The 24,872-nt window shown below is 58.1% G+C and carries 23 protein-coding genes; 5 read left to right on the forward strand and 18 right to left on the reverse strand.

Annotation, left to right across the window (positions count from 1 at the left end):
- Positions 1-8: 8 nt before the first annotated feature.
- A complete protein-coding gene (locus tag ACYQ11_RS09825; protein ID WP_459923597.1) occupies positions 9-662 on the reverse strand; it encodes a winged helix-turn-helix transcriptional regulator in 654 nt (217 codons plus the stop codon).
- A gap of 50 nt (positions 663-712) precedes the next feature.
- On the opposite strand from ACYQ11_RS09825, the gene ACYQ11_RS09830 reads away from it, so the two are divergent.
- Positions 713-916 carry a hypothetical protein gene (locus ACYQ11_RS09830; RefSeq protein ID WP_459923598.1) on the forward strand — a complete coding sequence of 68 codons (204 nt, stop codon included), beginning with the start codon at positions 713-715 and terminating at the stop codon, positions 914-916.
- Between the two features lie 173 nt (positions 917-1,089).
- On the opposite strand, the gene ACYQ11_RS09835 is transcribed toward ACYQ11_RS09830, so the two are convergent.
- From ACYQ11_RS09835 to ACYQ11_RS09865, 7 genes are all read right to left on the reverse strand, one after another.
- On the reverse strand, positions 1,090-2,568 hold the full coding sequence (locus ACYQ11_RS09835; protein WP_459923599.1) for a GumC domain-containing protein: 1,479 nt from the start codon (positions 2,566-2,568) through the stop codon (positions 1,090-1,092).
- A gap of 407 nt (positions 2,569-2,975) precedes the next feature.
- A complete protein-coding gene (locus ACYQ11_RS09840) occupies positions 2,976-3,959 on the reverse strand; it encodes an NAD-dependent epimerase (RefSeq protein WP_459923600.1) in 984 nt (327 codons plus the stop codon).
- A gap of 9 nt (positions 3,960-3,968) precedes the next feature.
- The gene (locus ACYQ11_RS09845; RefSeq protein WP_459923601.1) at positions 3,969-5,015 is read right to left on the reverse strand and encodes a Wzz/FepE/Etk N-terminal domain-containing protein; all 1,047 of its coding nucleotides are present in this window, start codon (positions 5,013-5,015) and stop codon (positions 3,969-3,971) included.
- Between the two features lie 170 nt (positions 5,016-5,185).
- A complete protein-coding gene (locus ACYQ11_RS09850; RefSeq protein ID WP_459923602.1) occupies positions 5,186-6,187 on the reverse strand; it encodes an OmpA/MotB family protein in 1,002 nt (333 codons plus the stop codon).
- A 13-nt stretch (positions 6,188-6,200) separates the two neighbouring features.
- A complete protein-coding gene (locus ACYQ11_RS09855) occupies positions 6,201-6,713 on the reverse strand; it encodes a hypothetical protein (RefSeq protein ID WP_459923603.1) in 513 nt (170 codons plus the stop codon).
- A 254-nt stretch (positions 6,714-6,967) separates the two neighbouring features.
- Positions 6,968-7,630 carry a metal-dependent transcriptional regulator gene (locus tag ACYQ11_RS09860; protein WP_459923604.1) on the reverse strand — a complete coding sequence of 221 codons (663 nt, stop codon included), beginning with the start codon at positions 7,628-7,630 and terminating at the stop codon, positions 6,968-6,970.
- Between the two features lie 13 nt (positions 7,631-7,643).
- Positions 7,644-9,683, reverse strand: coding sequence for a FeoB small GTPase domain-containing protein (locus tag ACYQ11_RS09865; protein ID WP_459923605.1), 2,040 nt, complete (start codon positions 9,681-9,683; stop codon positions 7,644-7,646).
- Positions 9,684-9,985: 302 nt separating this feature from the next.
- Between ACYQ11_RS09865 and ACYQ11_RS09870 the strand changes: the two genes are divergently transcribed.
- Both ACYQ11_RS09870 and corA read left to right on the forward strand, forming a co-directional pair.
- Positions 9,986-10,489, forward strand: coding sequence for a metal-dependent transcriptional regulator (locus tag ACYQ11_RS09870; protein WP_459923606.1), 504 nt, complete (start codon positions 9,986-9,988; stop codon positions 10,487-10,489).
- A gap of 21 nt (positions 10,490-10,510) precedes the next feature.
- Positions 10,511-11,575 (forward strand): magnesium/cobalt transporter CorA, encoded by a 1,065-nt coding sequence (gene corA / locus ACYQ11_RS09875; protein ID WP_459923607.1) that lies wholly within the window; start codon positions 10,511-10,513, stop codon positions 11,573-11,575.
- A gap of 6 nt (positions 11,576-11,581) precedes the next feature.
- Here corA and ACYQ11_RS09880 read toward each other — a convergent pair whose 3' ends face one another.
- The 7 genes from ACYQ11_RS09880 to ACYQ11_RS09910 all read right to left on the reverse strand — a co-directional run bounded on the left by ACYQ11_RS09880 (position 11,582) and on the right by ACYQ11_RS09910 (position 18,232).
- A complete protein-coding gene (locus ACYQ11_RS09880) occupies positions 11,582-12,262 on the reverse strand; it encodes a hypothetical protein (protein ID WP_459923608.1) in 681 nt (226 codons plus the stop codon).
- Positions 12,259-13,050, reverse strand: coding sequence for a substrate-binding periplasmic protein (locus tag ACYQ11_RS09885; RefSeq protein ID WP_459923609.1), 792 nt, complete (start codon positions 13,048-13,050; stop codon positions 12,259-12,261). The genes ACYQ11_RS09880 and ACYQ11_RS09885 overlap by 4 nt, the downstream gene beginning before the upstream one ends.
- 97 nt (positions 13,051-13,147) lie before the next feature.
- Entirely contained in the window at positions 13,148-13,588 is a 441-nt protein-coding gene (locus ACYQ11_RS09890; RefSeq protein ID WP_459923610.1) for a Fur family transcriptional regulator, read from the reverse strand.
- A gap of 95 nt (positions 13,589-13,683) precedes the next feature.
- Positions 13,684-14,259, reverse strand: coding sequence for a rubrerythrin (gene rbr, locus ACYQ11_RS09895; protein ID WP_459923611.1), 576 nt, complete (start codon positions 14,257-14,259; stop codon positions 13,684-13,686).
- 97 nt (positions 14,260-14,356) lie between these two features.
- Positions 14,357-16,333, reverse strand: a complete 1,977-nt coding sequence (locus ACYQ11_RS09900; protein ID WP_459923612.1) for a transglutaminase TgpA family protein — start codon at positions 16,331-16,333, stop codon at positions 14,357-14,359.
- Positions 16,330-17,295, reverse strand: a complete 966-nt coding sequence (locus ACYQ11_RS09905) for a DUF58 domain-containing protein (protein WP_459923613.1) — start codon at positions 17,293-17,295, stop codon at positions 16,330-16,332. Before ACYQ11_RS09905 ends, ACYQ11_RS09900 begins: the two co-directional genes overlap by 4 nt.
- Positions 17,296-17,317: 22 nt before the next feature.
- Positions 17,318-18,232 (reverse strand): AAA family ATPase, encoded by a 915-nt coding sequence (locus tag ACYQ11_RS09910; RefSeq protein WP_459923614.1) that lies wholly within the window; start codon positions 18,230-18,232, stop codon positions 17,318-17,320.
- Positions 18,233-18,460: 228 nt separating this feature from the next.
- Here ACYQ11_RS09910 and ACYQ11_RS09915 point away from each other — a divergent pair, with 228 nt between their 5' ends.
- The gene (locus ACYQ11_RS09915; RefSeq protein WP_459923615.1) at positions 18,461-18,706 is read left to right on the forward strand and encodes a hypothetical protein; all 246 of its coding nucleotides are present in this window, start codon (positions 18,461-18,463) and stop codon (positions 18,704-18,706) included.
- Positions 18,707-19,246: 540 nt separating this feature from the next.
- Here the strand turns inward: ACYQ11_RS09915 and ACYQ11_RS09920 are convergent.
- Both ACYQ11_RS09920 and ACYQ11_RS09925 read right to left on the reverse strand, forming a co-directional pair.
- Positions 19,247-19,378, reverse strand: coding sequence for a hypothetical protein (locus ACYQ11_RS09920; protein ID WP_459923616.1), 132 nt, complete (start codon positions 19,376-19,378; stop codon positions 19,247-19,249).
- Positions 19,379-19,525: 147 nt separating this feature from the next.
- On the reverse strand, positions 19,526-19,984 hold the full coding sequence (locus ACYQ11_RS09925; RefSeq protein ID WP_459923700.1) for a hypothetical protein: 459 nt from the start codon (positions 19,982-19,984) through the stop codon (positions 19,526-19,528).
- A gap of 532 nt (positions 19,985-20,516) precedes the next feature.
- Between ACYQ11_RS09925 and ACYQ11_RS09930 the strand changes: the two genes are divergently transcribed.
- Complete coding sequence (locus tag ACYQ11_RS09930) at positions 20,517-23,000, forward strand: transporter substrate-binding domain-containing protein (protein ID WP_459923617.1); 2,484 nt, start codon at positions 20,517-20,519, stop codon at positions 22,998-23,000.
- On the opposite strand, the gene ACYQ11_RS09935 is transcribed toward ACYQ11_RS09930, so the two are convergent.
- Positions 22,980-24,698 carry a PAS domain-containing sensor histidine kinase gene (locus ACYQ11_RS09935; protein WP_459923618.1) on the reverse strand — a complete coding sequence of 573 codons (1,719 nt, stop codon included), beginning with the start codon at positions 24,696-24,698 and terminating at the stop codon, positions 22,980-22,982. The two genes, ACYQ11_RS09930 and ACYQ11_RS09935, sit on opposite strands and share 21 nt — an antisense overlap.
- Positions 24,699-24,872 lie beyond the last annotated feature (174 nt).

Genomic DNA, 24,872 nt, shown 5'->3' on the forward strand with positions numbered 1-24,872 from the left:
AGTACGCCTCATTCCTCGGGATTCGCAAGCCTTGACCTCGAACGTTTTCCGAAGCCGTCTGACATTTGATTTCTTACGTGACCGTCAAGGGTCACGATGAGGCGCCGGTCGACGCCCGCGTTATGAAGGGTTTCGAGGGAATAATGCTCATTGTCGAAGGCGGTAACGATCACCCGGTCAAAGGCCATCGACGAAAAGCCGTCCGGGCCCGTTACGGTATGGCCGAACCTTGTCTGGCCCAGGCGGGCGTGATCGATGACGCCCACCAGCTCAATCGGTGTCCGGGTGAGATCCTGGACGATCATTTCGGCGATGCCGGCGGCTCCGAAAAAGACGACCCGCCGAACGCCCTGGTCGACGAGGGTGTTGATCAGGGTGTGGATCCCCGCGTAGGATCGTTTGTACAGATCGTAGGAATGCCGGATATAGTCATAGGCCAGACGGGTTTTTTCCGCCGCCCCTTCCGGGGTCAGGATATAGCGCACCCGTTTTCTTGGGAGAGACTTGGCCTTGAAATAGCCCTTGGCGGTCAGGTGGCGGACAAATCCGTTCACAAGCCCCAGGGACATACCGAGCTTGTCGGCCAGGCTCCGCTGGCTGACCTGACCATTGCCTTCGATCTCTTCAAGGATCTGTAATGTTTTGAGTTCCCGGCTGTCCATAGAGGGGTTGGCTCGTAAGTGATGGCTACGTGCGGACACAGCTCCGCCCGGTGGATTACAGCGGAGAGCCGTTTCAGGCCCGGCTGTTCGGCGGTGGGTTTCGTTCAGCGATCGTCGCGGTCGGCACGTCACGGCATGCATCGGACCTGCTTCAAAAACGGTCCGTACCCGTGCCGATGGTTATTGTCGCGGGCATGGCCCGCCGCTTCCAGGGCGTCACAGGTCTTATCGCGCATGGGCTTGCCGCGTTGTGACACCCGGTGTGTTCAGGCAGTGAACAGTTTGTTAACACAGCCTTCCCACGAAACGCAAGCCTTTTCCCCTTCACGGCCGTAAACGTTTGACGGCTCAGGGAAGACGGCTCATAAAAAAACCGCATGCGCCGCGATAAAGCCCTGACGCATGCGGATCAGGTCCAACAACCCCGTTACCGTTGATCGGCGGCTCGATTGCTTTCCGATGCGATCAGTCCTTCGGGGAGCCCTCGTCCGCCCGGGGGACGGGGGGCGGTATGGTTGCTGATGTATTCGTAAATAAAGGCGATGAACACGGCCATGAACAGAGAACCGAACAAAGCCAGCGCCAGGATCAGACGAATATTCTTCTCCCTTTTGGTTTCCACCAGGGGCGACCGGATCACGGTGATGCTGTTTTTGATTTTCCGCGTCAGGTATTCTGCATTGATCTCGTCGGCCATGCGGGAATAGCGGATCAGGTAGTCCTTGACGCGGTTCATCCGGACCACCACAGCCTCGGTACGGGTTTCGTCTTTTTCCTCTTTGCGGATCTTCTCAATTTCCTTTTTGAGGGTTTCGATGTCCACGGCGCTGTTGATGGCCTCGACCTCGGCATCGATGATGGACTTCAGGAGAAAGGACCGGTAATCGTTTTTGCGGATTTCATCGTAGAGCCCCGATTCCAGGGTAATGCCGGCGGCCATGCTTTCGGTGAGCGCACGTTGCGGGACGCCCCCCGCACGGCTTTCCTTGTTCATTTCCTTGAGAAGGGTCCGGGAGACATCCGCGGCCAGCTCCTTTTTCTGCTTGGTGGCTTCAAGGCCTCTGATCTGGTTTTCAAGCTGGCTGACCAACGCATCCATCTCCCGGGTCATCCGCCTGTTGGTGACAATGGCCTGAAGGGGTTTGATATGAACATCCTGAAGAAGATCGACCTCGTTTTTCACGTCCACAAAGGTGTAACCCGAGGTCCCGGACTTGAAGTAGCCGGCGCTTTCGATTTTCCGATTCAGAAAGGCAAGCAGCTTGTTCGAATAGGTCATAAAGACATTGACCACATCGTAAAACTCATTGGTTTCGACGAAATTCTCCGGGAACTCGATCTTGACCAGGGGCTCCAGGCCGTAGCGTTCCTCGAAATACCGCTTGTAACTTGTGACCACCGCAAGGGGAACGGCCGCCATCAGGTCGTCGCCGACATCGGTCAAATTCTGGGAGTATGCCCTGACGTTGAAGGTGGTGGCCCGGTAGGGAAATTCCTTGTTGTCTTTTTCCGCTTCCTTGATTTTATTGAAGATCTCCTCGGGAATCACCTCGATGATCTCGATCACCTGGAGAATGTCGTGGAGGGTCTCCGCATGTTCGTCGCCGAAGGTTTTGACGAGATCATCCTGAGCCACCGCGATGACCCGGGGCAGAATGATATCGCTTTTTTCAAAGGCCGAACCGTCGGGATTCTTGTGATTTTCGATACCCGGGAAACTCAGACTGATCTGACAGACGGCGGTCTTGATTTTGGGATATTTCAACTGGACAACGGCGAAAGCCGCCAGCACACTCAGGAAAACCAGGACTCCGATCAGCAATCGGCGTTTCCACAAAATTCTCAGGATGTCGATCAGTTCGATTTCATCGTCCGTGTACGGGGGCCTCGTGCCTAAAGAATCCATAGTTGTCCTTCGTCCGGTTGTGTGGTGTCTCTTGGGTCGCCGGACGGGAAACGGGGTCCGGCATCATCGAAATGAGTTGTTTTTTTTGGTAACCCTCGTTCGCCCTGGGGCCGTCACGCGGAAAACGATCATCCTTGAAAGGAGTACGCCAAACGGACGGACACGATTCTACGCTGAGAAAGGGCCTGGGGGCGATTCGGGATCAAGACGTTCATGAAATGAACGGCTTGATTAACGCACATCTTCAGGTATTTTTCAAGTTTTTTTTGACGGCTTCGTAAAACGTCCGATATCTGCGTTACGCGTCTTCCCTTGTCACTTTGGCGTACCCCAAGTACGCCTCATTCCTCGGTCATCGCAAGCCTTGATCTCGAACGGTTTACGAAGCCGTCTATACGTTGATTTTTTTACGAGACCGCCCTTGTTATGCCCGTGTAGGCCTTGTACCAGTCCGTGAATCGGCGAACGCCTTCGCGGATATCCACCGTGGGACGGAAGCCCACGGCCCGGGTCAGATCGTCGATATCCGCATAGGTTGCCGGGACGTCGCCGGGCTGCATGGGCAGCATGTTTTTTTTCGCCGGGATGCCCAGGGCCTCTTCGATGGCCTCGATGAACAGGCCCAGCTCCACGGGGGCGTGGTTGCCGATGTTGAAGACCGCATAGGGGGCCGGCTTACCCTCTGGGATATGATCCATGACCCGGACCACACCTTCTACGATATCGTCAATGTAGGTGAAGTCCCGCTTCATTTTTCCATGGTTGTACACGTCGATAGGCCGCCCTTCGAGGATGGCTTTCGTGAACTTGTAATAGGCCATGTCCGGACGTCCCCAGGGACCGATAACCGTAAAAAATCGCAGCCCTGTCACGGGGATGCCGAACAGATGGGCGTAGCTGTGGGCCATCAGCTCGTTGGCCTTTTTGGTGGCGGCGTAGAGGGAGACCGGATAATCCACGGTGTCACGGGTCGAAAAAGGGATTTTGGCGTTCCAGCCGTACACCGAGCTGCTGGAGGCATAGACCAGATGGGGGACCTGAATGGCCCTGCACCCTTCGAGGATATGAAGAAAACCGGTCAGATTGCTCTCACCGTAGGCATGGGGGTTTTCGAGGCTGTAGCGGACTCCCGCCTGGGCCGCCAGATGGACGACCCGGTCGAACCGGGTTTCAAAAAGGCGTTCCATGGCGGTGCGATCGGCAAGATCCATGCGGATGAAGGTAAATTTTTCGTAAGGCTCAAGCTGCTTGAGGCGATCGTTCTTGAGCCCCACATCATAGTAATCGTTGAGGTTGTCGATGCCTGTAACGGCATGCCCCTCGTCGAGCAGCCGCTTTGAAAGAAAGTACCCGATAAAACCGGCGGCGCCGGTGACCAGAACATGGCTCATGGATTCACCTCATATAAGGGATTCGTCTCGACGGTCATCAATCGACACAGGATGGTTTTGAATGTATTCCCAGAAAAAACTGACCATAGTCATCACAAAAAAACCGGCGGTCACCGCCAGCACCACGACAAGCAGGGTCCGGGGGCTGACCGGGTCAGGGCCTGCCGCGGGCTTCCGGATCATAGCCATGGAGACGATATGGTCGCGCAGCCGGATATTCATGGCGATCTGCTCGGCCAGCATCTTCTGGTCGTTTCTCGCCGTGATGGCATCCTGCATCATCGTTTCGCGCAGCATCTGATGGTCGTTCAGATCCCGTTTGACGGCGTTGACAAACTGGATGGTCTGCTGGATGGAGTTGCTGTAAAGAAGAACGGCCAGGGAGGTATCCGCGTCGGTGCCCCGCTTGAGGAGTTTTTCGCGTTCGGCGTTCAGATGTCCGTTATTTCTGCCGTTGGCCTCGATATCGGTCTGGAGTTCCCTGATCCGTCTGTCGATGGCGGCAACTCCGGCGATGTAGGACTGCTCGATCTCTTTTTTCTTGTTGAGTTCCAATGTATCGAGGGTGATTTTTCGATTCAGATGTTCCACGGCGGGGCCGACCAGATCGTTTTCCCGGCGGCTCAGGCAGTCGAACAGGGCATCGAGCACCGTGACGCCCACCTCGGGCCGATCGGTATCGTAACTGATCACCAGAACATCGGACTGCTTGGGATTGTCGACCGAAAAATCCAGGCGTTGGGGCCGGTTCGGGCCTTCGTCTTTCAAGACCTGCTCGATGATCACATCGTCATAAACCCCGGCCGAAATCCGGGCGACAATGGTTTCGATGGAATCGATCATCACCCGCCGGCCGTCTTCGGAGGAAGGCATGATGCCCGGCTGAACCGTCATGCTCACCCGGTAGATCCGGGGCATGGCGATGCTTATCAGAAGAGCCGAAAGGCCGAACAGCAAAACGCCGGACACAATCAGCCATTTCCGTTTATACAGAATACGAAGAATGTCGATCAGCTCGATTTCATCCTCGCAGGGTGGGTGGAATACGTCTGTCATCGCATGGCCTTGGGAATGTAGTAATGCGCGCCGGGCAAGCCGGCCCGAAGCGAAACACCCATTCCTTTAGCAACGATGGGGGAAACATTCAAGGAAAACCTGAAACAATAATGACGGCGTCGTAAACCTTCCAAACATTGACGTTTTACGAGTTCATCAATAATGGGCGACTATGCGCCGAAATGTACCCGAAGATCCACACGGCGTTTCATGGCCGGTCCGAGACCGGACGCATCGTCCTTGCCCTCGTCGTATTCCCCGGCGCTGATCACCTTGAACACTTTCGGCGGCATGCCCGTTTCGATCAGCGCTTCGACCACCCTGGCCGCCCGGTTGGCCCCCAGGGCCATGCGATCGGCGAACGATGCCGTTTCTGAGAAATCGCCGTCCGAATACCCGGCCACATCCACCCGCACCGGATAGGATTTCAGAAGCCAGGAAAGTTTCTTGAAAAAGGGTTTGTAGTCGTTGGCCACATCGCTTTTACCGGCACCGAAGAGAATGGGCAGCCGAACGTCCAGGGCAAGTGCGTTGCCGTCCGGCACCAGAGCCACCCAATCGTCGAGTTCCACCGATTTGATTTTCTCTTCAAGATCCTGTCGAAGCGAGGAAAAAGCCGCTGTGCTCTCGGATTCAAGGCGGTCCTCAGTCGCCGTCTGCGCCTCGTCGGCCTGGGCAGCCGGAGGCTGGGTTTGCCCCGGATACATCAGGCTGTAAAGCCACGGATCGAACCGCCACCACTCGGGTCGCCTGTCGCCGTTTTCCGAGAGAACCCGTTTGTCCAGGCGTCTGAGACGCTCCAGATGGTTTTCGGTCAACGCCTCGATCCGGACCATGTCCCCGGCTATCCGGGAAAGGGCGTCATCGATGCGTGCCCGGGCCGTTTCAATGGCCGGGGGGACGGGCTGTCGCCGATCGTCGAAACGCATCATGCGGATAACCAGCCATTCCCGGTTGTCGCTGAGCGTCAACCGGTCCTCACGGTATTCATGAAGTCTTTGTGCATACTCCGTCACCGCCTGGACCAGCATGTCCTTTTCCCGGACAACCAGAGACCGTGACGCGTCCTCGGGGAATTCAACCCCGGCTGCCGACAGCGTCAGGGGCCACCCGAAAAGGGCCAGCACTATCCCTGTGATCATTACCCGTGCATGTCTGCTGATTCGATTCATGATCCGGGTCCTTTCAGATGTCCGGGGGGTAAAGGGGATGTCCCTTGGGCACAACCACCTTGACCCGCATGTGGGCTTCGAAAATCCCGTGCTCGACCTGTTTGTATTCAATCACTTCGGCGCCCCGGAGCCAGGCCTGGGTTTCCTGGTACACCATGTCGATATCGATTCCTCCGCGCCCCAGATGCCGATAGCTGTCGACATAGACCCCGTGAATTTTCTCGGCCAGCCGCACATAACCGTCGGCCCGGGCCGCCCCTTCACCCAGAAGAATGGCCTGGCCGCGACTGACGGCGTCAACGGGGGCGATCCCCCGGCCCACGGCGTGCAGCGTCACCACGGCACGGGCAGGGGGGGGCTGATATCCCGGCGACCGACTCTCGTCGGCCGAAGCATGGGGGGCCGAAACCTGCGGCATTTCTGCTCCGTCCGCAGAGACAAACCGTCCGTCGCCCGTTTCCGTATGGGCGCATCCCGCCAGCAGTCCGACGACGAGCCCCACCGTCATGATGATCCATCGTTTCACCCGCATATGTCACCTCACTGTCCGTCCGGAAATCACGATCCATGGCACCACGGGTCAACGTCCCGCCGTGTGTGATCCACAGCGGGACACCCAAAAAACCCTGGTCATGCGATCGATGTGGGAAAAAGCATTTACTGAACGTATCGTCAGGCGGGAGACAAAACTTTAGGGGTACGCCCCAATACCGTTCATTTAACGGCATTGGGGTGCAATCGATATTCAATTCCATTGCCGTGCCGCCACGACAATGAAGATCAATCGATTTTCCAGACGAAGATGTTTTTGACGATTTCCCGGTCCAGGGCCAGTTCGGTGTTTTCAAAGGTCACACAGAAAACCGGGTGGGTCTGAGACAGGGTCACGATCACCCCGGGGGACAGGCCGAAGGAGATCAGCTGTTCAAGGATGGCGTGACTGGCGGGTTTGATGTAGGTAACCTTGCCGCTGTCGCCGGGATTGAGCTTCGCCAGGCTGACCACGGTCTGGCTGACCTCCCGGACCCGTTTCCGGCAGCAGGCGCCCCGGGGAATGGGTTTTCCGTCCGGACAGAATTCGGGATGTCCCAAAAGGGTGCAGATCGCCTCCTCGACTTCGGGCTGGAGACTGTGTTCCACTTCACAGGCGATCCGCTCCATTTCTGCACTTTTGTGTTTGAGGACGCTGCTGACCAGCACTTCGGCGATGCGATGGCGCCGGACAATCTGTTCCGCCAGCCGACGGCCGGTGTCGCTCAGATGAATCGTTTCACCGTCCAAGGTGACCAGGCCGGCATCGGCCAGGGCCTGCACATCCTGGGTTTCGAAGGGTACGGCACAGAACGGACGGACGGCCTCGAGCCGATATTCGCCCGTCTCTCCGGCTTTCCAGAGGGATTCAAGGATTTCTTCGTGCATTTCGCTGATCCGGGGTGCATTCATGGGTCTGACCTCATCAGGTGAAGGTGATACCGAAATATCGGCAACCGTGATTGATCACACCGCCGATGAACAGGGCATAGATCATCACGGCCAGAAGGATGGCCGAGGCGGTTTTCATCCCGCGTTCCTTGATCAGGACCAGGGTGGCGTTGATGCAGGGGGACAGAAAGGTCATGACCAGAAGATTGACCACCAGCTGGGTGTTGTCGTAAAGGTTTTTCAGATGCTCGATTTCCGTGGCCCCGTTTTCACGGCGGATCAGGGTTTTGATGAACACCTGCACGCTTTTCTCCGGCAGCCCCATAAAATCGCTGACCACCGGCTTCAACCCGCGCTCCAGCAGGGCCAGGCCGCCCAGGTAGTCCACCACGTAGACCAGCATGGACGCCAGCACGAAGACGGGCAGGGCCTCTTTCATGAACCAGAAGGTTTTGAGCAGGGCCTGTTGAAGAACCGCGGCAATCCGCGGAAACCGCATGGGCTGGATTTCCATGATCAGGGGCGACCGGGCGCCAAAAAAGATCTTGTTGGAAAAATACCCGGCGATGACCAGCTGGGTGATGATGATCCCGAACACGGTAATGGTGGCGGACACGGGCATGGGGTCTAAAATGACCAGCATCACGGCCAGAAGCGGGGCGCAGGGCATGCCCAGAAGCAGCAGGAAACTCATGATGTTCTTTTCTTTTTCCGTGTCCAGCACCCGGGTGGTCAGAATCGCCATGGTCACGCAGGAAAAACCCATGGCCAGAGGGATGATGCCTTTGCCGTTCAGGCCGATTTTCTGAAAGGACCGGTCCAGAAGGATGGCCAGACGCGACAGGTACCCCGAGTCCTCGAGGATGCCGAAGGCGATATAGAAGCAGAGCAGAACGGGCGTCACCAGACCCAGGGCCAGGAACACCCCGGTGGGGAAGATCCCGAAATCCGGGTCCACGAACAGCCCCCGCACAAAAGCAAAGGGAATGGGGGCGAGCAGATCGGTCAGCCAGGGAATCACATGGGCTCCGAAAATATCCGTATTGATGGTGTCGACCAGAAAGCTTGCGCCCAGAGACCCCACGAACAGGTACATCAGTCCCATCACGAAGACGGCGATGGGAATGCCGGTCAGAGGGGTCATGCACAACTGCCCCACCCGGGTCGACATTTTTTTATGGGCCGGCGTCCCCTGAACCTGAACCAGTTTGACGATTTCATCGGCCTTGCGCGCATACAGCTTGACGAAACGAACCGCAGCGGGTTCCTGATACCTTTCGTTGACCGACCGAGCCAGGTCGATAAGGCCGCTCAGAACCTCGTGGCCGAACCGTCTCCGGATATAGCGCATGACCCCGGCGTCATGGTTGAGCAGCTGCAAAGCCAGGGCCCGATGACACAGACAGTCCCGTTTGACCACCGATCGTACGGCGTCGATGAACTCCTCGGTGTCGTTGAGGTGCATGGACAGGGGCTGGGGCCGCTGCATCAGCGGAATCATCGCCAGTACCCGGTCGATGCCGATGCCGTTTCGGGCCACGGTTTCACACACCGGAATCCCGAGAATCGACGACAGCTTTCCCGTATCGATGTGAATGCCTTTCTGAGACGCTTCGTCGACCATGTTGACCACGAACAGCATGGGCAGATCGTATTCGGCGAACTGGAGGGCCAAAGAGACGGAGCGGCGGAGATTTTTCGCGTCGGCCACGATGATGATCCGGCCGATTTTCTTGTCCAGGGCATCGGGGATCAGAATATCGCGGGCCACCCTTTCTTCCTGGTTTCGGGTAAAGACCGACAAAATGCCCGGGGTATTGAAAATCTCGGTCTTCGTCCGTCCGGCAAAGCCCTTTTCCACCCGCCGTTTGAGGCTTCGGACCAGGATCTCATCGCCTTTCCGCGGACAGAGCCGGTTGAACAGGGTGGATTTCCCCACCTTGGCATTGCCCACAAGCAGGATACCGCAGTGGTTGTCCGCATCCCCGCCGTTCATACACCGCATGGGGGTGTCGAACACCTCGGCCTGACAATCACATTGGTTGCAACTGGCGCATCCGCTACACGTTTTCATTCATCCATCCCTGACGGCTTCAAAAACGTCCGATATCTGCGTTACGCTTAAGCCCTCGTCACTGCGGCGTACCCCCAAGTACGCCTCATTCCTCGGGCTTCGCAAGCCTTGATCTCGAACATGTTACGAAGCCGTCTAAAACTCGACTTTTTACGAGGTCATCATCTCGATTCAAACCATAAAATCCGTTGAGGTATACCTAATTTATCTTTCGGGCACAATCATAATTTTAGCCTCAAACAATTGGAGGTTGACTTAACCTCCGTTAACCGTTAGTCTTTTTTTATTAATGCGGAGGTCCCATGGACGATAACGAACTCAATCTTTCCGAAAATCTCGAAGATTACCTCGAAGTGATTCTCGAGCTTGAAAAAACCAAAAAGGTCGCCCGGGGCAAGGAAATTGCCCAGAAGCTCAACATTCAGCCCGGATCCGTCACCGGCGCCCTCAAGACCCTGGATAAAAAAGGCCTGATCAACTGGGAAAAATACGGGTTCATCACCCTGACGGAAAAAGGATTGTCCATCGCCGAAACCATCACGCGGCGCCATACGGTCATCAAAAACTTTCTGGTCAACGTGCTCCAGGTCGACAAGCAGACGGCGGACACAACGGCCTGCCGCATGGAGCACGCCATCGACGACACGACCATGGACCGGCTGGTCAGCTTTATCGAGTACCTGACCTCCTGCCCCTTTGCTGAAACGAACTGCACCCGGGCCTTCCGCGAATACTGCGAGGCCCAGGTCGACGCCCCCCCGAAACGTCCTGATTGCCCCTCCGGGGGTTGGCCTCGGCCGGCATGACCCATCCAAACGAGACGAACCATGGCACGATTCCTGAAAAACAAAGCGGCGAGCAAGGGCCTGTCACCGGGCTCCCTGGTGTTCATCGGACGGCAGAAGGTCGACGCGCCCCGAATCCGGCTGATCGACTACGATCAGATTACCCTCGCGGAAGAAACCCTCGGGGCCGTCGACGAGGTCGGGCCGCGGTTCGAATCCGATACGGTCAGCTGGCTGAACATCGACGGCCTTCACCATGTGAATCTGGTTGAAGACGCGGGCAGACGGTTCGATCTCCACCCCCTGCTTCTCGAAGACATTCTGGACACCGGCCAGCGCCCCAAACTGGAAGAATTCGACACCTGCCTGTTTTTCATTTTCCGGATGCTGCGCCATGATCCGGAATCGGACCGGATCATCTCGGAGCAGTTGAGCATGGTACTTTCCGAGACCGGCCTTCTGACCTTCCAGGAACAGCCCGGGGACGTGTTCGAACCGGTCCGGTCCCGGATCCGCAAGCAGAAAGGCAGGCTACGGTCGTCGGGGCCCGATTATCTTGCCTATGCCCTGATGGATACCCTGGTGGACAACTACATCGCCATCATCGAAAAACTCGGAGAGACCATCGAGGATCTGGAAGAGGAGGTACTCGAAGCGCCGGGACCGGCTGTCATGGAAAAAATCAACGCCTTCAAGCGGGAAATGAATTTTCTGAGAAAGGCCATCCGCCCGGCCCGGGAAATGATTCTGAAACTGACCCACGGCGAGTATTCGATGTTCCGGGAGAGCACCCGGCCCTTTCTGAAGGACCTGCTCGACCTGTTCACCGAAGCCGCCGAATCCATCGACACCTACCGGGATCTTCTCTCGGACATGATGAACCTCTACACCTCGGCCATGGGCAACAAGATGAACGATATCATGCGGGTTTTGACCGTGTTTGCGGCCCTGTTCATCCCCCTGACCTTTATCGCCGGGATCTACGGCACCAACTTCGACTACCTGCCCGAGCTGCATTACCGGTACAGCTATTTCATCTTTCTGGGGGCCATGGCGGTGATCGCCATCGTGCTTCTGATTTATTTCAAACGCAAAAAATGGCTGTGATCCCCGTCAAAACGGCAGGCCTTTGACCATATCGTCCACCGCGATCCGGGCCAGTTCGCCGACGGTGACCCAGCGGCCCTTCTGCTTTATAAAATCCGAGGCCTTGAACAGGTTTTCCGACAGCGACTGCTGGGTCTTGTCGCAGGCGTCTGCCCAGATCCGTGACCGTTCGGGGATATGAATCAGGTGAAGCTTGAAACCCATGGTGGCCGGCCGACCCACGGCCAGGGCGTTTCCCTGCCGTTCGGCGAAACGCCAGACATTGCCCGCCATGATATAGGTAACCCCCAAGGCCTCCGCCAAAGCCAGAACCTGGTCCCGGGGCGTCAGATCGGGATGCTCGGCTATGATCCGGTCATAGGCCCGCGCCACCTCTTCCCGGGACACCATCGCATCGCCCAGGCGTTTTTCCAGAGCCTGCTGCACCGTTTGGGTCAGGACGGCCTCGGCTCCAGGCATGACCTCCTCGTCCGTTCCCAGCATCGAGGCCTTGATATCCAGGACGGACATCGAGGGCGAAGGTTTTTTCCCCTTGAAAAACGGCATCACGGCCACACTGTGAACCATGAGCGTCGGGTGGTCACCGGCTTGTACAGGACGCCGGGGGCCTTCGATCAGACAAAGGGCCGCAAGGGCCACGGCAAGAAGCGGCAATGCCTTGTGATGATGCAGGGTTCGATTTTTCACGGGCGTCTCCTTTCATCCTTGGGATTGTCGGGTCGATCGGCCGGGGGGCGGGACACGCCGTACCGGGCAAGAATCGCCCGGTATTCAGGCCGGGCCTTGAATGCGGTCAGGGCCTTGGAAAAGGCCTGGACATCGTCGTTTGAAACCTTTTTTTTCGAAAATCCCACATAAAGCGGCTCGGAATGAACCAGGGGCGCCAGAAACCGGATGTGTCCGGCGCATCCCATCTCCCGGCTGATCAGGGACACCACGGCCACGTTCCCGACGGCGATGGAATACCGTCCGGCCAGAAGTTTGCGAACAACCTGCTCGGTAGTGATGGCCTCGTCCCTGATCAGGCCGTCGGCCTTGTCAAACACGGGCCCGTAACTGAATCCGCTGGTCACGCCGACCACTTTGCCGGCAAGCGCATCCAGCGAACCTGAAAAATCCATGACCTGATCGGCGGTGGTGAACAGCGCCGTGTCACTGACGCTGATGGGTTCGTCGGCAAACAACAGATAGGTTTCCCGTTCCGGCGTCCGGATCAGCGACACCACGGCATCGGCAAGCCCGTTTTGAACGGAAAACAGACAGCGTTTCCAGGGCATTTCGGTGAACGCCACGGGTTTTTCCAGGATGTCCATGACCGCCCTGACGATATCCGGCTCAAAGCCCGAGGCCCTGTCGCCCTCCATGTATCCATAAGGTGCCCATCGTGTAAAGACGACCTGGACCGGCCCCTGGCCGAAGACCGGCCCTGTGAGAAGAAGAATCACGGCAAGCGTCGTGAGACCTGTGCGTTTCATGATGTCTTTCCAGTGGAAGAAAATGTATACGGCACGTCAAGCCCATCGACCTGATAACTGATCATACTCTTTCTTAAGGGGAAGGTAAAGGCGGGAGTCAGGTCCGATGTTTACACGCGGGGCAGACGCCCTTCAGTTCAATGGCGGCGTTTTCCAGTGTCCAGCCGTCGATGGTCTTTCCGGTTTCGGCATCGATCAGGCCAAGGTCGGCCAGAGGAATGTCGATGGCCACGTCCACCACGCGATGACAGGCCCGGCAGATCAGGTGATGGTGGGCCGAAAGGTTGGCATCGTAGCGGGCCTGGCCGTCCGGCCCGGTAAACCGGATGATCAGACCGGCCCCGCTGAGCTTCTCAAGGCTCTGGTACAAGGTGGCGGTGGGCAGACGTTTCCCGGTGTCACGCAGCATCATGGCCAGTTCATCGGTGGTGGGATGGACCCCCGATCCGATCAGGCAGGACAGAATCGTCAGACGGGCCGGAGTCGGCCTGAGACCGGCATGCTGAAGCAGTTCCTCCGCAATGGATGGCTCGTTCATCGATCACGCTCCTGTCCGCCAATCGGCGACGTCGGGGCCGGAACCTGTTCGAAAACACCCCCGGACCGAACAGGTCCGGGGGTGCCTGGAACCGGCTAGTAGTTTTCCGCGAGAAGCTCAAAATGGGCCTGGGGATGGGCACAGGCCGGGCAGGAAACCGGGGCTTCTTCTGCGGTATGAAGGAAGCCGCAGTTTCTGCACCGCCAGGTCACGGGTTTTTCACGCTTGAAGGTCAGACCCTTCTCGATGCCGGCGGCAAGGTCACGGTAGCGTTTCTCATGCTGACGTTCGGCGATGGAAATTTTATCGAACACCATGGCCACGGCTTCGAAGCCCTCTTCCCGGGCCACCTTGGCAAAGGCGGGGTAAAGATCGGTGTGTTCCTCATGCTCGCCGTCCGCGGCGGCCTTGAGGTTTTCCAGGGTGCTGCCGATGACTCCCGCCGGAAACGACGCCGTTATTTCCACCATGCCCCCTTCAAGAAAATTGAAAAAGCGTTTGGCATGTTCCTTTTCCTGGTTGGCCGTCTCTTCGAAGATGTCTGCGATCTGCACATACCCTTCTTTTCTGGCCTTACCCGCGAAAAAGGTGTAACGGTTACGGGCCTGGGATTCACCGGCGAACGCCGCCAAGAGATTTTTTTCCGTCTGTGTTCCTTTGATGGATGCCATGCATTCCTCCTGTTTCGATTGACGTGATGTGATGATTATTTTGATTCGGAACTATTCTCATAATGATTATGAGAAACTAACACATCCGTCTTGCATGTCAAGGACGGCCTGCATTTTTTTGGGGTGCCCGGGGCCTGAACCGCCGGACCCGTTTTCGAAAGACCCTCAGACGTTCCGTCCGGTCCTGAACCTGTGCATAACGCAGCGCCTCGTAATCATGAAGCATCTCCGTGACCTCGGGTGCAAGATCCGGGCGGGATGCCGCAACACGACGCCCCCAGGTTTTCGGGCCTTCATGGGGCCGTCGCGAAAGCCCGACCCGCTCAAGCTTCCTGTCAAGAATCCGATAGACGCCCGCCACCGGATCCTCGGGCACCCTTGCCCTGAGGGCAAGCCACAGGACGATCAGAAGCGTCACGCCGCCTGCAAGAACAAGGGCCATCCCCAACAGGGCCAGCCGGTCTTTAAGCGTTGACAGACTGATCCCCAGGCGTTCGAACAGCTGACGCTGACTTTGGGCCGTATAGCTCATCACCCGGGCGTACCAGAGGTAATTCAACGAATCCCAGCCCATCAGCAGATTCTTTGTCAGCGTGTCGAACAGTCCGCGCGTCTCCGACGCATCTCCCCCGCCCCCATCGGCCTGAATGGTCCCCGTCCCGCCGCCTTCGACCCGCTCGGCGGCGACGGCGGCGGTGGGATCAACACGGACCCAGCCCCGTCCGTCGAGCCAGACCTCGGCCCAGGCATGGGCCCGGGCCTGACGGACGATCAGATAATTGCCGTAGGGGTTGAGGTCTCCGCCCAGATACCCGCCCACGACCCGGGCGGGTATGTCTGCGGCCCGCATCAGAACCGCAAAGGCCGAGGCATAGTGTTCGCAGTAGCCCCGTCGGGTTCTGAAAAGAAACTCATCCACCGGGTCCTGGCCCAGCAGGGGCGGATTTTCCGTGTAGTAAAACGGCTCCGAATGGAAAAAGTCCAGCACGATATCGACCAGCGCCTGATCCGTCGACGCCTCACTCCGGAACCTGCGGGCCAGATCCCGGGTCCTGGGATTGCTCTGGGCCGGAAGAGACCGGGACACCCAGGACCAGCCGTCATGCTCTCCCGTTTCGCCTCCCCGGGCCGACCGGACCGTGTAGCGGATTTTGGACACCACCCGTTCCCGGGATCTCACCGTATGGTTGTCCAGCAGCAGGTAGCCGTCAGACACAGAAACGGGGTAATCCGGCCCGAACAGCCACCGTTCGCTGTGGGGCTCCAGGATGATGTCGCAGGTCACAGTGTCCGTATCGGACACTGTTCGGGTGAGCGGCGGGGTCTGCCGGACTTCCCGCCACCTTCTCCCGTCAAAGGAATCGAACACAAGGCCCCGGAAGTAGCTGTCGGATGAAGGCGGAACCGGTCCGTCGAAGGCCGCCCGAAACGCCACGGCATCGTTCTTGACCAGGCCGGACAATGATCCCGGGGACAGGGTCCCCGACAGGCCCACCAGACCGGTTCGTCGCTGCTGGATGCCCCACAGCCCCCCCTGGATTCTCGGAAAGGCCGTAAACAGAATCACGGCAAGGGGAAGGGCCTGAAGCGTCATGGTCAGCGACAGGATGAGGCCGGACCTCAGGGGCACCTCCCTATGGTTGATGCGGATCAGAAGACCGCTGATCACGATCACCGAGAAAAACAGATACAGGGACATCTCAAGGGTGGTCGAAAAAAACATGCCGGATGCCACCATGAAATAGGCAAGAAACACGGTGATCATCCGATCCCTGGCTGTCTGGATTTCGAAGGGCTTGAGACTGGCCATCAGACAGAGAAGCCCGATGCCCGCATCACCGCTGAAACGTCCCCGGGACGTCACGACCACGGCCGCAAAGGCCCCAAGGGCCAGCAGGCGAAAGATCCAGCGCGGAGGAAGCCCGAGCTTTTTTCGATCGAGAATCAAAATGACGCCCCAGGCGGTCAGACACCAGGCCGTGATCCACAGGGGCAGGTCGAAAACGTGGGGCGCCAGTCCGGCGACCAGGGCCGCCACCAGAAAACCGGTCTGTGCGTCGGGCCGAGGTCTCATACCTCCTCCCCGGGGGGCCGCGTTCCGTAAAGGGCCAGGGTTTTGAGACAGAGATGATAATGCGCCCCGTCACCCGGTTCCGAAGGCGGAACAACCGTTCCAGGCACGGTCAGTCCGTAGCGAAGGCCCAGGGTGTGGGCGGTTTTGACCATATCGCACAGTTTGGACAACCGGGTTTCGATATCCTCGGGGGCCAGGCCGTCCCAGTCCAGCATCACCGTTCCCCCGGCATGGGCGGTAAAGACCTTGGTATGAAGGCCCCGTCCCCGTGAAAAACTCTTCCAGGAAAGCCGGCTCAACGGATCTCCGGGCCGATAATTCCTCAGTTCCCGGAAATCTTCGGTTCCGGTAACCTCATACCCCCCGTCCGTTTCCGTCTGACGACCTCCCCCGCCGAAATGCAGGGGGCTTGAAAGGGGTCTGGGATACACAAGGTAAGACAGGTCGGGGTACACCGTCGCCCAGGTCCGGAACAGGCCGAACGGATAGGCCGAGGCCAGGGTTATCGGCCCCGGAGAAAATTGTCCCCGTTTGTGTGTGGCCATGGGAAGCACCACCCGGGTCCGTGTTCCGGACGGCAGGGTGACGTCAAGGATCTTTTTCCCGGACAGCCAAAGGTTCAGCCCCACCCGCCCCATGGCCCCGGCGGCAAGGGTCAGCGTGAGCGAAGCGGTTTCTCCGGCAAACACCGGGGACACCGCCCCCGCCTGAATCGTTATGCCCGAAAGATTCCGGTGGGTATGGAGCAGGGAAACAAAGGACAGGGACCCCAGCAGGAAGGTAAACAGAAACCCGAGGTTGTTGTTGTAGTTCAAGGCCCCCAGCAGCATGGCGAACAAAACCGCAAAAAACACCAGCCCCAACGACGTGGGCAGAATATAGACCCGCTTGCGGGTCAAGGTGATCGGGAAACGGTCACTGCGGTTTCTCCGGGTCCATCGGTCGATCAGTTCCGTGAGCATGGGGTGTCCTTGTCCGTGGCGGTCAGGGGACCGGAACGTCACGGAACATGTCGGTAAGCTGGTCAAACCCGTATTCCCTGAGCGTATCCGCCGCATGAAGCCGATGACCGGCCACATAGGGGAGAATGGCCTGGATATCCTCGGGCAGGCCGTGGGTCCTGCCGGCGATCAGGGCCCAGGCCCTGGCCGTCCGGAGCAGGGCAAGACCGGCCCTCGGCGACAGACCGGTCTTGAAAAGGGGCGAAGACCGGGTGAATTCCAGAATGTCCTGGACATAGTCGAGCAGGGCATCAGACATATGAACCGCCTTGACCCGCTTTCGGATAGCCAGCACCTCGTCGGCGGAAAGCACCGGGCTCACCCCGTCGAGATGGTCTTTGGTATCCCCGGCCCGGAGCAGCTGATTCTCCGCTTCCCGCCCCGGATACCCCAGGCTGATCCGGACCAGAAAACGGTCCAGCTGGGATTCGGGCAGGGCATAGGTGCCCGCCTGTTCCAGAGGATTCAAGGTGGCGATCACGAAAAACGGCCGCGGCAGGGGCCGGGTCTGCCCTTCGAGAGTCACCTGTTTTTCTTCCATGGCTTCAAGCAGGGCGCTCTGCGTCTTGGGCGTGGCCCGGTTGATCTCATCGGCCAGAAGCACCTGGGTGAAAATCGGTCCGGGATGAAACACGAAGCGTGAGGACGCCTGTTCGAACACGGCGGCTCCGAGCACATCGGCGGGCAAGAGGTCGCTGGTGTACTGAATCCGTGAAAATTCAAGGCCAAGGCAGCGGGACAGGGCCTTGGCCAGGGTGGTTTTTCCGATACCCGGCAGATCCTCAATCAAAAGATGCCCTCCGGCGAACAGGCAGGTGAGCGCCAGCCTGATCTGCCGGGTTTTGCCGTAAATCACGGTTCCCACACGCTCAACGATGGTTTCAAAGTGTCTGTCCATAGGGTTCCCAGGGCATTTCGCCGGTGAGGTGTTTTTGTCGATCGCCTCGCACGAGGCACGAGGGATGATCCGAATGATTTTCCCATGTTACGGCATTCGCGCCCACGGGTCAACACACAGACGGTTCGGGACGCTTGTTTTTTTCACATGGCGGGGGTATACTTACCGTCGTGAAGGATCTTAATACCATACCGAACGCCCGACGGGACCGGGCCGACAAGGAGAGTCATGATCTTCCGCATGATGGAAAACAGATGGAACATTCGTGCGTTTCTGGGGAAAGCCGGACTCCTGCCCCCGTCGATGCGCCGGTCGGGAATCGAACGCCGGACCCGGGGGGAACGGCGGGGCCGGCAGCAGCATGAGTACCTGATCAGCCAGGGCGCAAACCGCCGTTTCGCGCCGGATCGCCGACGCCAAATCGATCGGCGGGCCGGGGACGTCACCTTCGATCTGCCCGGAGACGACGAATAAGGGCCGCCACGGGCACGAAAAAGAACGGCCCCATATCCGTAAGGAAGTGTGTTAAATCAATTTGTTGCAAGATTGAATAAACGCCCCCGCCGCAAGCTGCCGGGGTATTGGGACCAGGGCAAACGCAGATAGCATTCGTTCACGAGCACGAGCACGGTAGGCTGAGACCTGTTCAACCGCCATCGTGAACGTGCTGATGAACGTAAACGGCATGAATCCGTCACGCAAGAGAGGCCCATGTGTTTATAGACCATACATGCGATTGCATAGGTATTGGGCCGTCTTTGAAAAAACTTAGACGTTTTTTTGCGCCCCAAGGGGCGGGGTATCAAACCCGCAACTGCACAATAATTATATTTTAAATTCAGTATGATAATTTGAGCCTTGCCCTGACACGTCCTTAGAAATCATCACATGACGGCAAAGAAAAACGTTCGAGCTTGCGGCGTCGCGAATCCGTAAGGAATGAGGCGTACTTAGGGTACGCCTCAGTGACGAGGGATGAAGCGCAACGCAGATATCGGACGTTTTACGAAGCCGTCAGTCGTTGCCCGACATGTTTTGGATCGATCCGCCGACCTTCTTTTTTTCCAGTTTGTCTTTTTTCTTTTCCTTGGCCGTTTTGGTCGGTTTCTTTTTGGTTTCTTTCTTGGTATCGCGCGATTTAGTCACAGCTTTCCTCCTTGTGATCCGGGGGTTTGAACGATAAAACCCGAAGGCGCAGGGGGCGTCGACCGGGATTATCCGCGTCGACGCCCCCTGCCCGTTGCCGGGTCGGCCATGGGATGCCTGACGAAACCCCATGGCGATTCATGGTCGTCACGCGGCCGGAATAATCCGGTCCGCCTTCAATTCATCGTAAAGTTGATGCAGCCAGAGCCTGGCCTGATCCGGGGGCATGTTCATCTTCTCCAGAATGGCGGCACCGTCCTTTTCGGCGGCAATGGGACAGGTCTCGTCGATGCCGAGGAGACCCTGTTCCGTGTACATATAAGGATGAAGCCGGCAGACCATCGGCCGCGCATGAAAGGGCAGACGGCATCCCGCCTCGGTCATCATGCCGCAGGTGTCTTTACCGATGCGTTTCAACACACAAAGAAGCCCGTCCGGTCGAAGGACGAGGGGCACCCAGTCCGGATCATATCCGGGTTCAAGATACCAGGGGCTGGGGGGTTCAAGCACGTAAAACTCCCGATGCCCAAGGTATTGCGATATTCTCGCGATATCGCCGGTTGTGACAATAATCTGCCTGTTCAAACAACAGGAACCACCTGCCATCGCACAGCTGACACATGGAACGCTCACGGAAGTCGAAACTCCTGTATGAAGGGTTGGTAAATGTTTCTTTAAGAAGTGGGTATGGGGTGCTCACTGGTTAAAGTTATTATGGTTATACGCCCGCTTTGCGAAATAATCAAGAAGACAGTGAACCGTCTCATGACATTGTCGACCGATCCGAGAACGTAACGGGCCGGGATCGGGCGATCGTATGTATGACCGGTTCTCCTTATAATTGAATCACTGCCGGATGTGATGTTCAGACCCTTTCGATAGCGATACCGATAACGATGGTTGCCGGCAACACGTGAACGCAACCGCCGGACGGTTCAACCGGCGTGGGTTGAGACGGTCGCGCCTGCCTCGGCCTGCCGTGAACGTGAACATGCACGTGAACGGCCAGGTCATGCGATTGCCCTGAGCGCCGGGATTGACAGACCGCACCGGGTATGCGAAACTGTTTTCGATTCACCATCCGATCACCCGGAATCACCGATCATCGATCCTTTCATCATCGACCGAGGAAATCGCCATGACCCGCTCCGTTCACGGACACACGCGTTGTCTGCTTTTCGTCGTGCTTTCGGCGGCCCTGCTTGCCGTGCCGTCGGCGGTTCCCGCCCGGCCACATCCCACAGGCGGTCCGCACCCGATCCGTGTGGGCAGCGATCATGACTACCCGCCGTACGAATTCAACGACAGCCGGGGCAATCCCACAGGATTCAACATTGAACTGATCCGGGCCGTGATGGACGTGACGGGACTTAGGGGCGACATCCGGCTGGGCGTCTGGAGCACGGTCCGCGAGTCCCTGCTCCGGGGCGAGATCGACGTGATCGCGGGCATGTATCATTCAAAAGAACGGGAAAAATCGTTCGGCTTTTCCGTCCCGCACAACCAGGTGTCGTCGGCCCTTTTCGTCAGGGACGACAACCCGCTGACCCGGTTCAGCCAGATCAGGGGCCGGGCCATCGTGGTTCAGCGGGGAGACATCATGCACGATTACCTGATTGAACAGAATCTGACCGGTTCGATCACCGTGGTCGACGATCCGATCCAGGCCCTGACCCTGGTCGCATCGGGCCGCCATGACGGCGTTCTGATCTCATCGAAAATCCAGGGCCTCTATTTCATCGAAACCCATTCCATCAAAGGGCTCCGGGTGATCGATACGGAACTCCCCCCCCGGGACTACTGTTTCGCCGTCGGAAAAGACAACCCGGGCCTGCTCCACACGCTCAATGAAGGTCTTGCGGTACTCAAACATACCGGTCGCTACCGGGAGATTTACGACAAATGGTTCGGCGTTTACGAAGCCCGTTCCCGTTTTGAAGCCGTACGCACCCTGATCGTCATTCTTGTGGGCATTGTCGCCCTTCTGGCGCTGATTTCAACCTTCACGCTGATCCTCCGGCTCCAGGTCCGCCGGCAGACCCGTGAACTGGCCACCCGTGAGAAACGGTTCCGGCATCTCGTCGAAAGTGCCGGCGACATCATCTACGTCATCGATGATACAGGCATCATTCATTTCATCAACCCGGTGGTCGAAATCATCCTGGGGTACCCCCCCGACGACCTGGTCGGCCGGCCGCTGTTCGACCTGATCCATGCGGAGCATCGGGGGAAGATCACGGCACTTTATCGCCATCAGAAGACCCATCGCCTGTCCAACACCTATCTGGAGTTCCCCCTGATCCGCAAGGACGGGAAAACCGTATGGGTCGGCCAGAACGCCCGCCTTTTAGACAACGATGACCCGGCCATACGGTTTCAGGCCGTGGCGCGGGATATCACCGAGCGGCGACGCATGGACCAGGAACGCGAACAGTTCGAAAAACGCCTTCAAAGGGCCGAAAAAATGGAGGCGTTAGGGACCCTGGCCGGCGGGGTGGCCCATGATCTGAACAACGTCCTGGGCATTCTGGTCGGTTATTCGGAATTGATGCTCAATGATCTTTCGCCGAACGAGCCCCTTTACGATCATGTGGAAAAAATCCTGAGCGGCGGCATGCGGGCGGCGGCCATCGTTCAGGACCTGCTGACCCTGGCCCGGCGGGGCGTTCAGTCTGAAACGGTCCTCAATCTCAACACGCTGATTCGCGATTTCCTCGATACCCCTGAATACGACCATCTGCGGGCTCTGTATCCCGGCGTCCGCCTTACCACCGATCTTGCCCCGGACCTTCTCCATATCAAAGGCTCCCATCCCCATCTTTTCAAGTGCCTGTTGAATCTTTTGACCAACGCCGCCGAATCCATGCCGGACGGAGGCGACCTGACGATCCGGACGATGAACCGGCATCTGGACACACCCGTCCAGGGTTACGACAGCCTGTGTGAGGGAGATTACATCGTCCTTTCCGTGGCCGACACGGGCGGCGGCATTGCGGAAAACGACCTGGCCCACATTTTCGAACCCTTTTACACCCGCAAGGTCATGGGACGGAGCGGAACGGGACTTGGCCTGGCCGTTGTCTGGGGTACGGTCAAGGATCATCGGGGTTACATCGACGTGTCCAGCAAGCCGGGCCGGGGAACCGTATTCACCCTGTATTTTCCCGTCACCCGGGAACAGCCGGAACTGCCGTCCTCCGCATCCGGCCTTGAGGACCTGATGGGCAGATCGGAATCCATCCTGGTGGTCGACGACAGCCCCGAGCAGCAGGAACTGGCCGCCCGAATGCTGAAAAAGCTCAATTACCGGGTGGACACCGCGTCCGGCGGCGAAGCGGCCGTGGACATCCTCAAAACACGTTCGGTGGATCTGGTGGTTCTGGACATGATCATGGATCCGGGGATGGACGGTCTGGACACCTACAAACAGATCCGGACCATCACTCCGGATCAGAAGGTCATCATCGTCAGCGGCTATTCCCCGTCCCATCGGGTCCGTCAGGCCCAGGCCCTGGGGGCCGGAGCCTACGTGAAAAAACCCTATATTCTCGAAACCCTGGGGAAAGCCGTCCGCGAGGAACTGAAACGAAGACGCCCGGATTCAGACGGTGGAAGAGAATAAGGCGTCACACATGGCGGCAGACAACGTCTCCCGATCCACGGGTTTCATCAGGACGGCCGACAGGTTCCCGGTGGAAGATCCGTCACGGTCCAGCGAATCGCTGAATCCCGTACACATGATAATGGGGATGTCGGACCGGATCGCGTGGATTTTCCGTGCCAGTTCGATGCCGTTGATCTCGGGCATGGTCCTGTCGGTGATGACCAGATCAAAACGGCCGGGATCGGCCGCAAAGATCCGGATGGCCTCCGGACTCGACGCGACGGGAAGAACCCTGTAATCGAGCATGCGCACCATCTCGTCCATGACCTCCAGGACATGGCGGTCGTCGTCCACCAGCAGCACACGCTCGCCCCGGCCCTGTTTCACCTGGCGAGCCGTGGTCGACCCGTCCTCGGGACCGAGTCCTTCGGGCCAGATCACCGTGAACACGGTGCCCCGCCCCGGCGTGCTGTCCACCCCGATCCACCCGCCCATGCGCTGGACGATTCCGTAGGTCATGGCCAGGCCCATGCCCGTCCCCTCGCCCACCTTTTTCGTGGTAAAAAACGGATCGAAGATCTGGTGAATGATCGACGGGTCGATCCCCCGCCCCGTATCGCTGATGGAAAGTTCCAGAAACCGTTCGCCCTCAAGGCCTTTGATTCGGGCCTCTGCCGGGCCAAGAGTCAGGGGCTTCAGACGGACCCCCAGACGCCCGGCCGTTTCACCCATGGCATGGGCCGCGTTGGTACACAGGTTCATCACCACCTGCTGAACCTGGGTCGGATCACCGCAGACCAGCGCCCGTTCGCAGTCGATGGCCACATCGAATCCGATGGTCCGGGGGATGGATGCCCGAAGGAATTTCAGGGTTTCGCCGATCACCGCAGCCAGACGGAAGGTCCGGATCTCCTGGTCGTTCCTGCGGCAGAAGGTCAGGATCTGAATGACCAGATCCCTGGCCCGCATCGAGGCGTCCAGAGAATGCCGGAGCCAGTTGGCGATGGAGCCGTCCGGAGGCGTTGCCGCCAGAGCCATGTCCGTGTAACCCATGACCGCCGTCAGAATATTGTTGAAATCATGGGCGATGCCGCCTGCCAGAGTGCCGACGGCCTCCATTTTCTGGGAATGTTGAAGTTTCTTTTCAAGCTCGAGCTTTTCCCGCTCCGCCCGACGCCTTTGGGTGATATCGATCATCGAGGCCACACTTTTATCGGTGCCTTCGATGGTATTCACGTAAAGCAGCACGTCCTTGACGGAGCCGTCCGCATGCCGCAGCGTGAATTCGTATTCAATGGGGACCGATCCGGGATTCTCCCGCCTGGCCCGATGATACTTTTTCATTTTCTCAAGCATCTCCGGATCGGCGACAAACCGCGTCCAGAGCATGCCTTTGGCGATTTCCCGGCCCGGAATGCCGGTCAGATCGTAGCATTTGGTGTTGGCCATGGACACGCGCATGTCCGACTCGATGATAAAGATGGCCGTCCCTGAGTTTTCGAACACGCTTCGATAGTGTTCCTCACTTTCCTTCAGCGCGGCCTGCGTTCTGCTTTTTTCCCGGATTTCGTCGACAAGCTTGCGGTTGATGATCCGAAGGGATTCGGTACGTTCGGCCACCTGTTCCTCGAGGGTGGCCTGGAATCTCATCAGATCGTAGTTCTTGTCCTCCAGCCGGCGCATCAGATCGGACAGCTCGACGGCGTTCTTGATCATCTGAATATTCTGGACCCTCAGTTCGTCCCGGGCCGATTCAAGGTCTTTGTTTCTGGCCTCGAGTTCTCCGTGGATATCCGAAAGGGTCCGAAACTTTGCGGCAAGTTTCCTGATTCGTGAGGACGTCTTCCATTCCCGGACGCCGTTTGGTTCCGATCGGTGCCGCTTACTACG

It is taken from the genome of Desulfatiferula olefinivorans, assembly GCF_054657895.1.

Coding starts and splice junctions, on each gene's coding strand:
- ACYQ11_RS09825 (WP_459923597.1), bottom strand. CDS start 662: ATGGACAGCCGGGAACTCAAAACATTACAGATCCTTGAAGAGATCGAA.
- ACYQ11_RS09835 (WP_459923599.1), bottom strand. CDS start 2,568: ATGGATTCTTTAGGCACGAGGCCCCCGTACACGGACGATGAAATCGAA.
- ACYQ11_RS09840 (WP_459923600.1), bottom strand. CDS start 3,959: ATGAGCCATGTTCTGGTCACCGGCGCCGCCGGTTTTATCGGGTACTTT.
- ACYQ11_RS09845 (WP_459923601.1), bottom strand. CDS start 5,015: ATGACAGACGTATTCCACCCACCCTGCGAGGATGAAATCGAGCTGATC.
- ACYQ11_RS09850 (WP_459923602.1), bottom strand. CDS start 6,187: ATGAATCGAATCAGCAGACATGCACGGGTAATGATCACAGGGATAGTG.
- ACYQ11_RS09860 (WP_459923604.1), bottom strand. CDS start 7,630: ATGAATGCACCCCGGATCAGCGAAATGCACGAAGAAATCCTTGAATCC.
- ACYQ11_RS09865 (WP_459923605.1), bottom strand. CDS start 9,683: ATGAAAACGTGTAGCGGATGCGCCAGTTGCAACCAATGTGATTGTCAG.
- ACYQ11_RS09870 (WP_459923606.1), top strand. CDS start 9,986: ATGGACGATAACGAACTCAATCTTTCCGAAAATCTCGAAGATTACCTC.
- corA (WP_459923607.1), top strand. CDS start 10,511: ATGGCACGATTCCTGAAAAACAAAGCGGCGAGCAAGGGCCTGTCACCG.
- ACYQ11_RS09885 (WP_459923609.1), bottom strand. CDS start 13,050: ATGAAACGCACAGGTCTCACGACGCTTGCCGTGATTCTTCTTCTCACA.
- ACYQ11_RS09890 (WP_459923610.1), bottom strand. CDS start 13,588: ATGAACGAGCCATCCATTGCGGAGGAACTGCTTCAGCATGCCGGTCTC.
- rbr (WP_459923611.1), bottom strand. CDS start 14,259: ATGGCATCCATCAAAGGAACACAGACGGAAAAAAATCTCTTGGCGGCG.
- ACYQ11_RS09900 (WP_459923612.1), bottom strand. CDS start 16,333: ATGAGACCTCGGCCCGACGCACAGACCGGTTTTCTGGTGGCGGCCCTG.
- ACYQ11_RS09905 (WP_459923613.1), bottom strand. CDS start 17,295: ATGCTCACGGAACTGATCGACCGATGGACCCGGAGAAACCGCAGTGAC.
- ACYQ11_RS09910 (WP_459923614.1), bottom strand. CDS start 18,232: ATGGACAGACACTTTGAAACCATCGTTGAGCGTGTGGGAACCGTGATT.
- ACYQ11_RS09915 (WP_459923615.1), top strand. CDS start 18,461: ATGATCTTCCGCATGATGGAAAACAGATGGAACATTCGTGCGTTTCTG.
- ACYQ11_RS09925 (WP_459923700.1), bottom strand. CDS start 19,984: ATGGCAGGTGGTTCCTGTTGTTTGAACAGGCAGATTATTGTCACAACC.
- ACYQ11_RS09930 (WP_459923617.1), top strand. CDS start 20,517: ATGACCCGCTCCGTTCACGGACACACGCGTTGTCTGCTTTTCGTCGTG.
- ACYQ11_RS09935 (WP_459923618.1), bottom strand. CDS start 24,698: ATGATCAAGAACGCCGTCGAGCTGTCCGATCTGATGCGCCGGCTGGAG.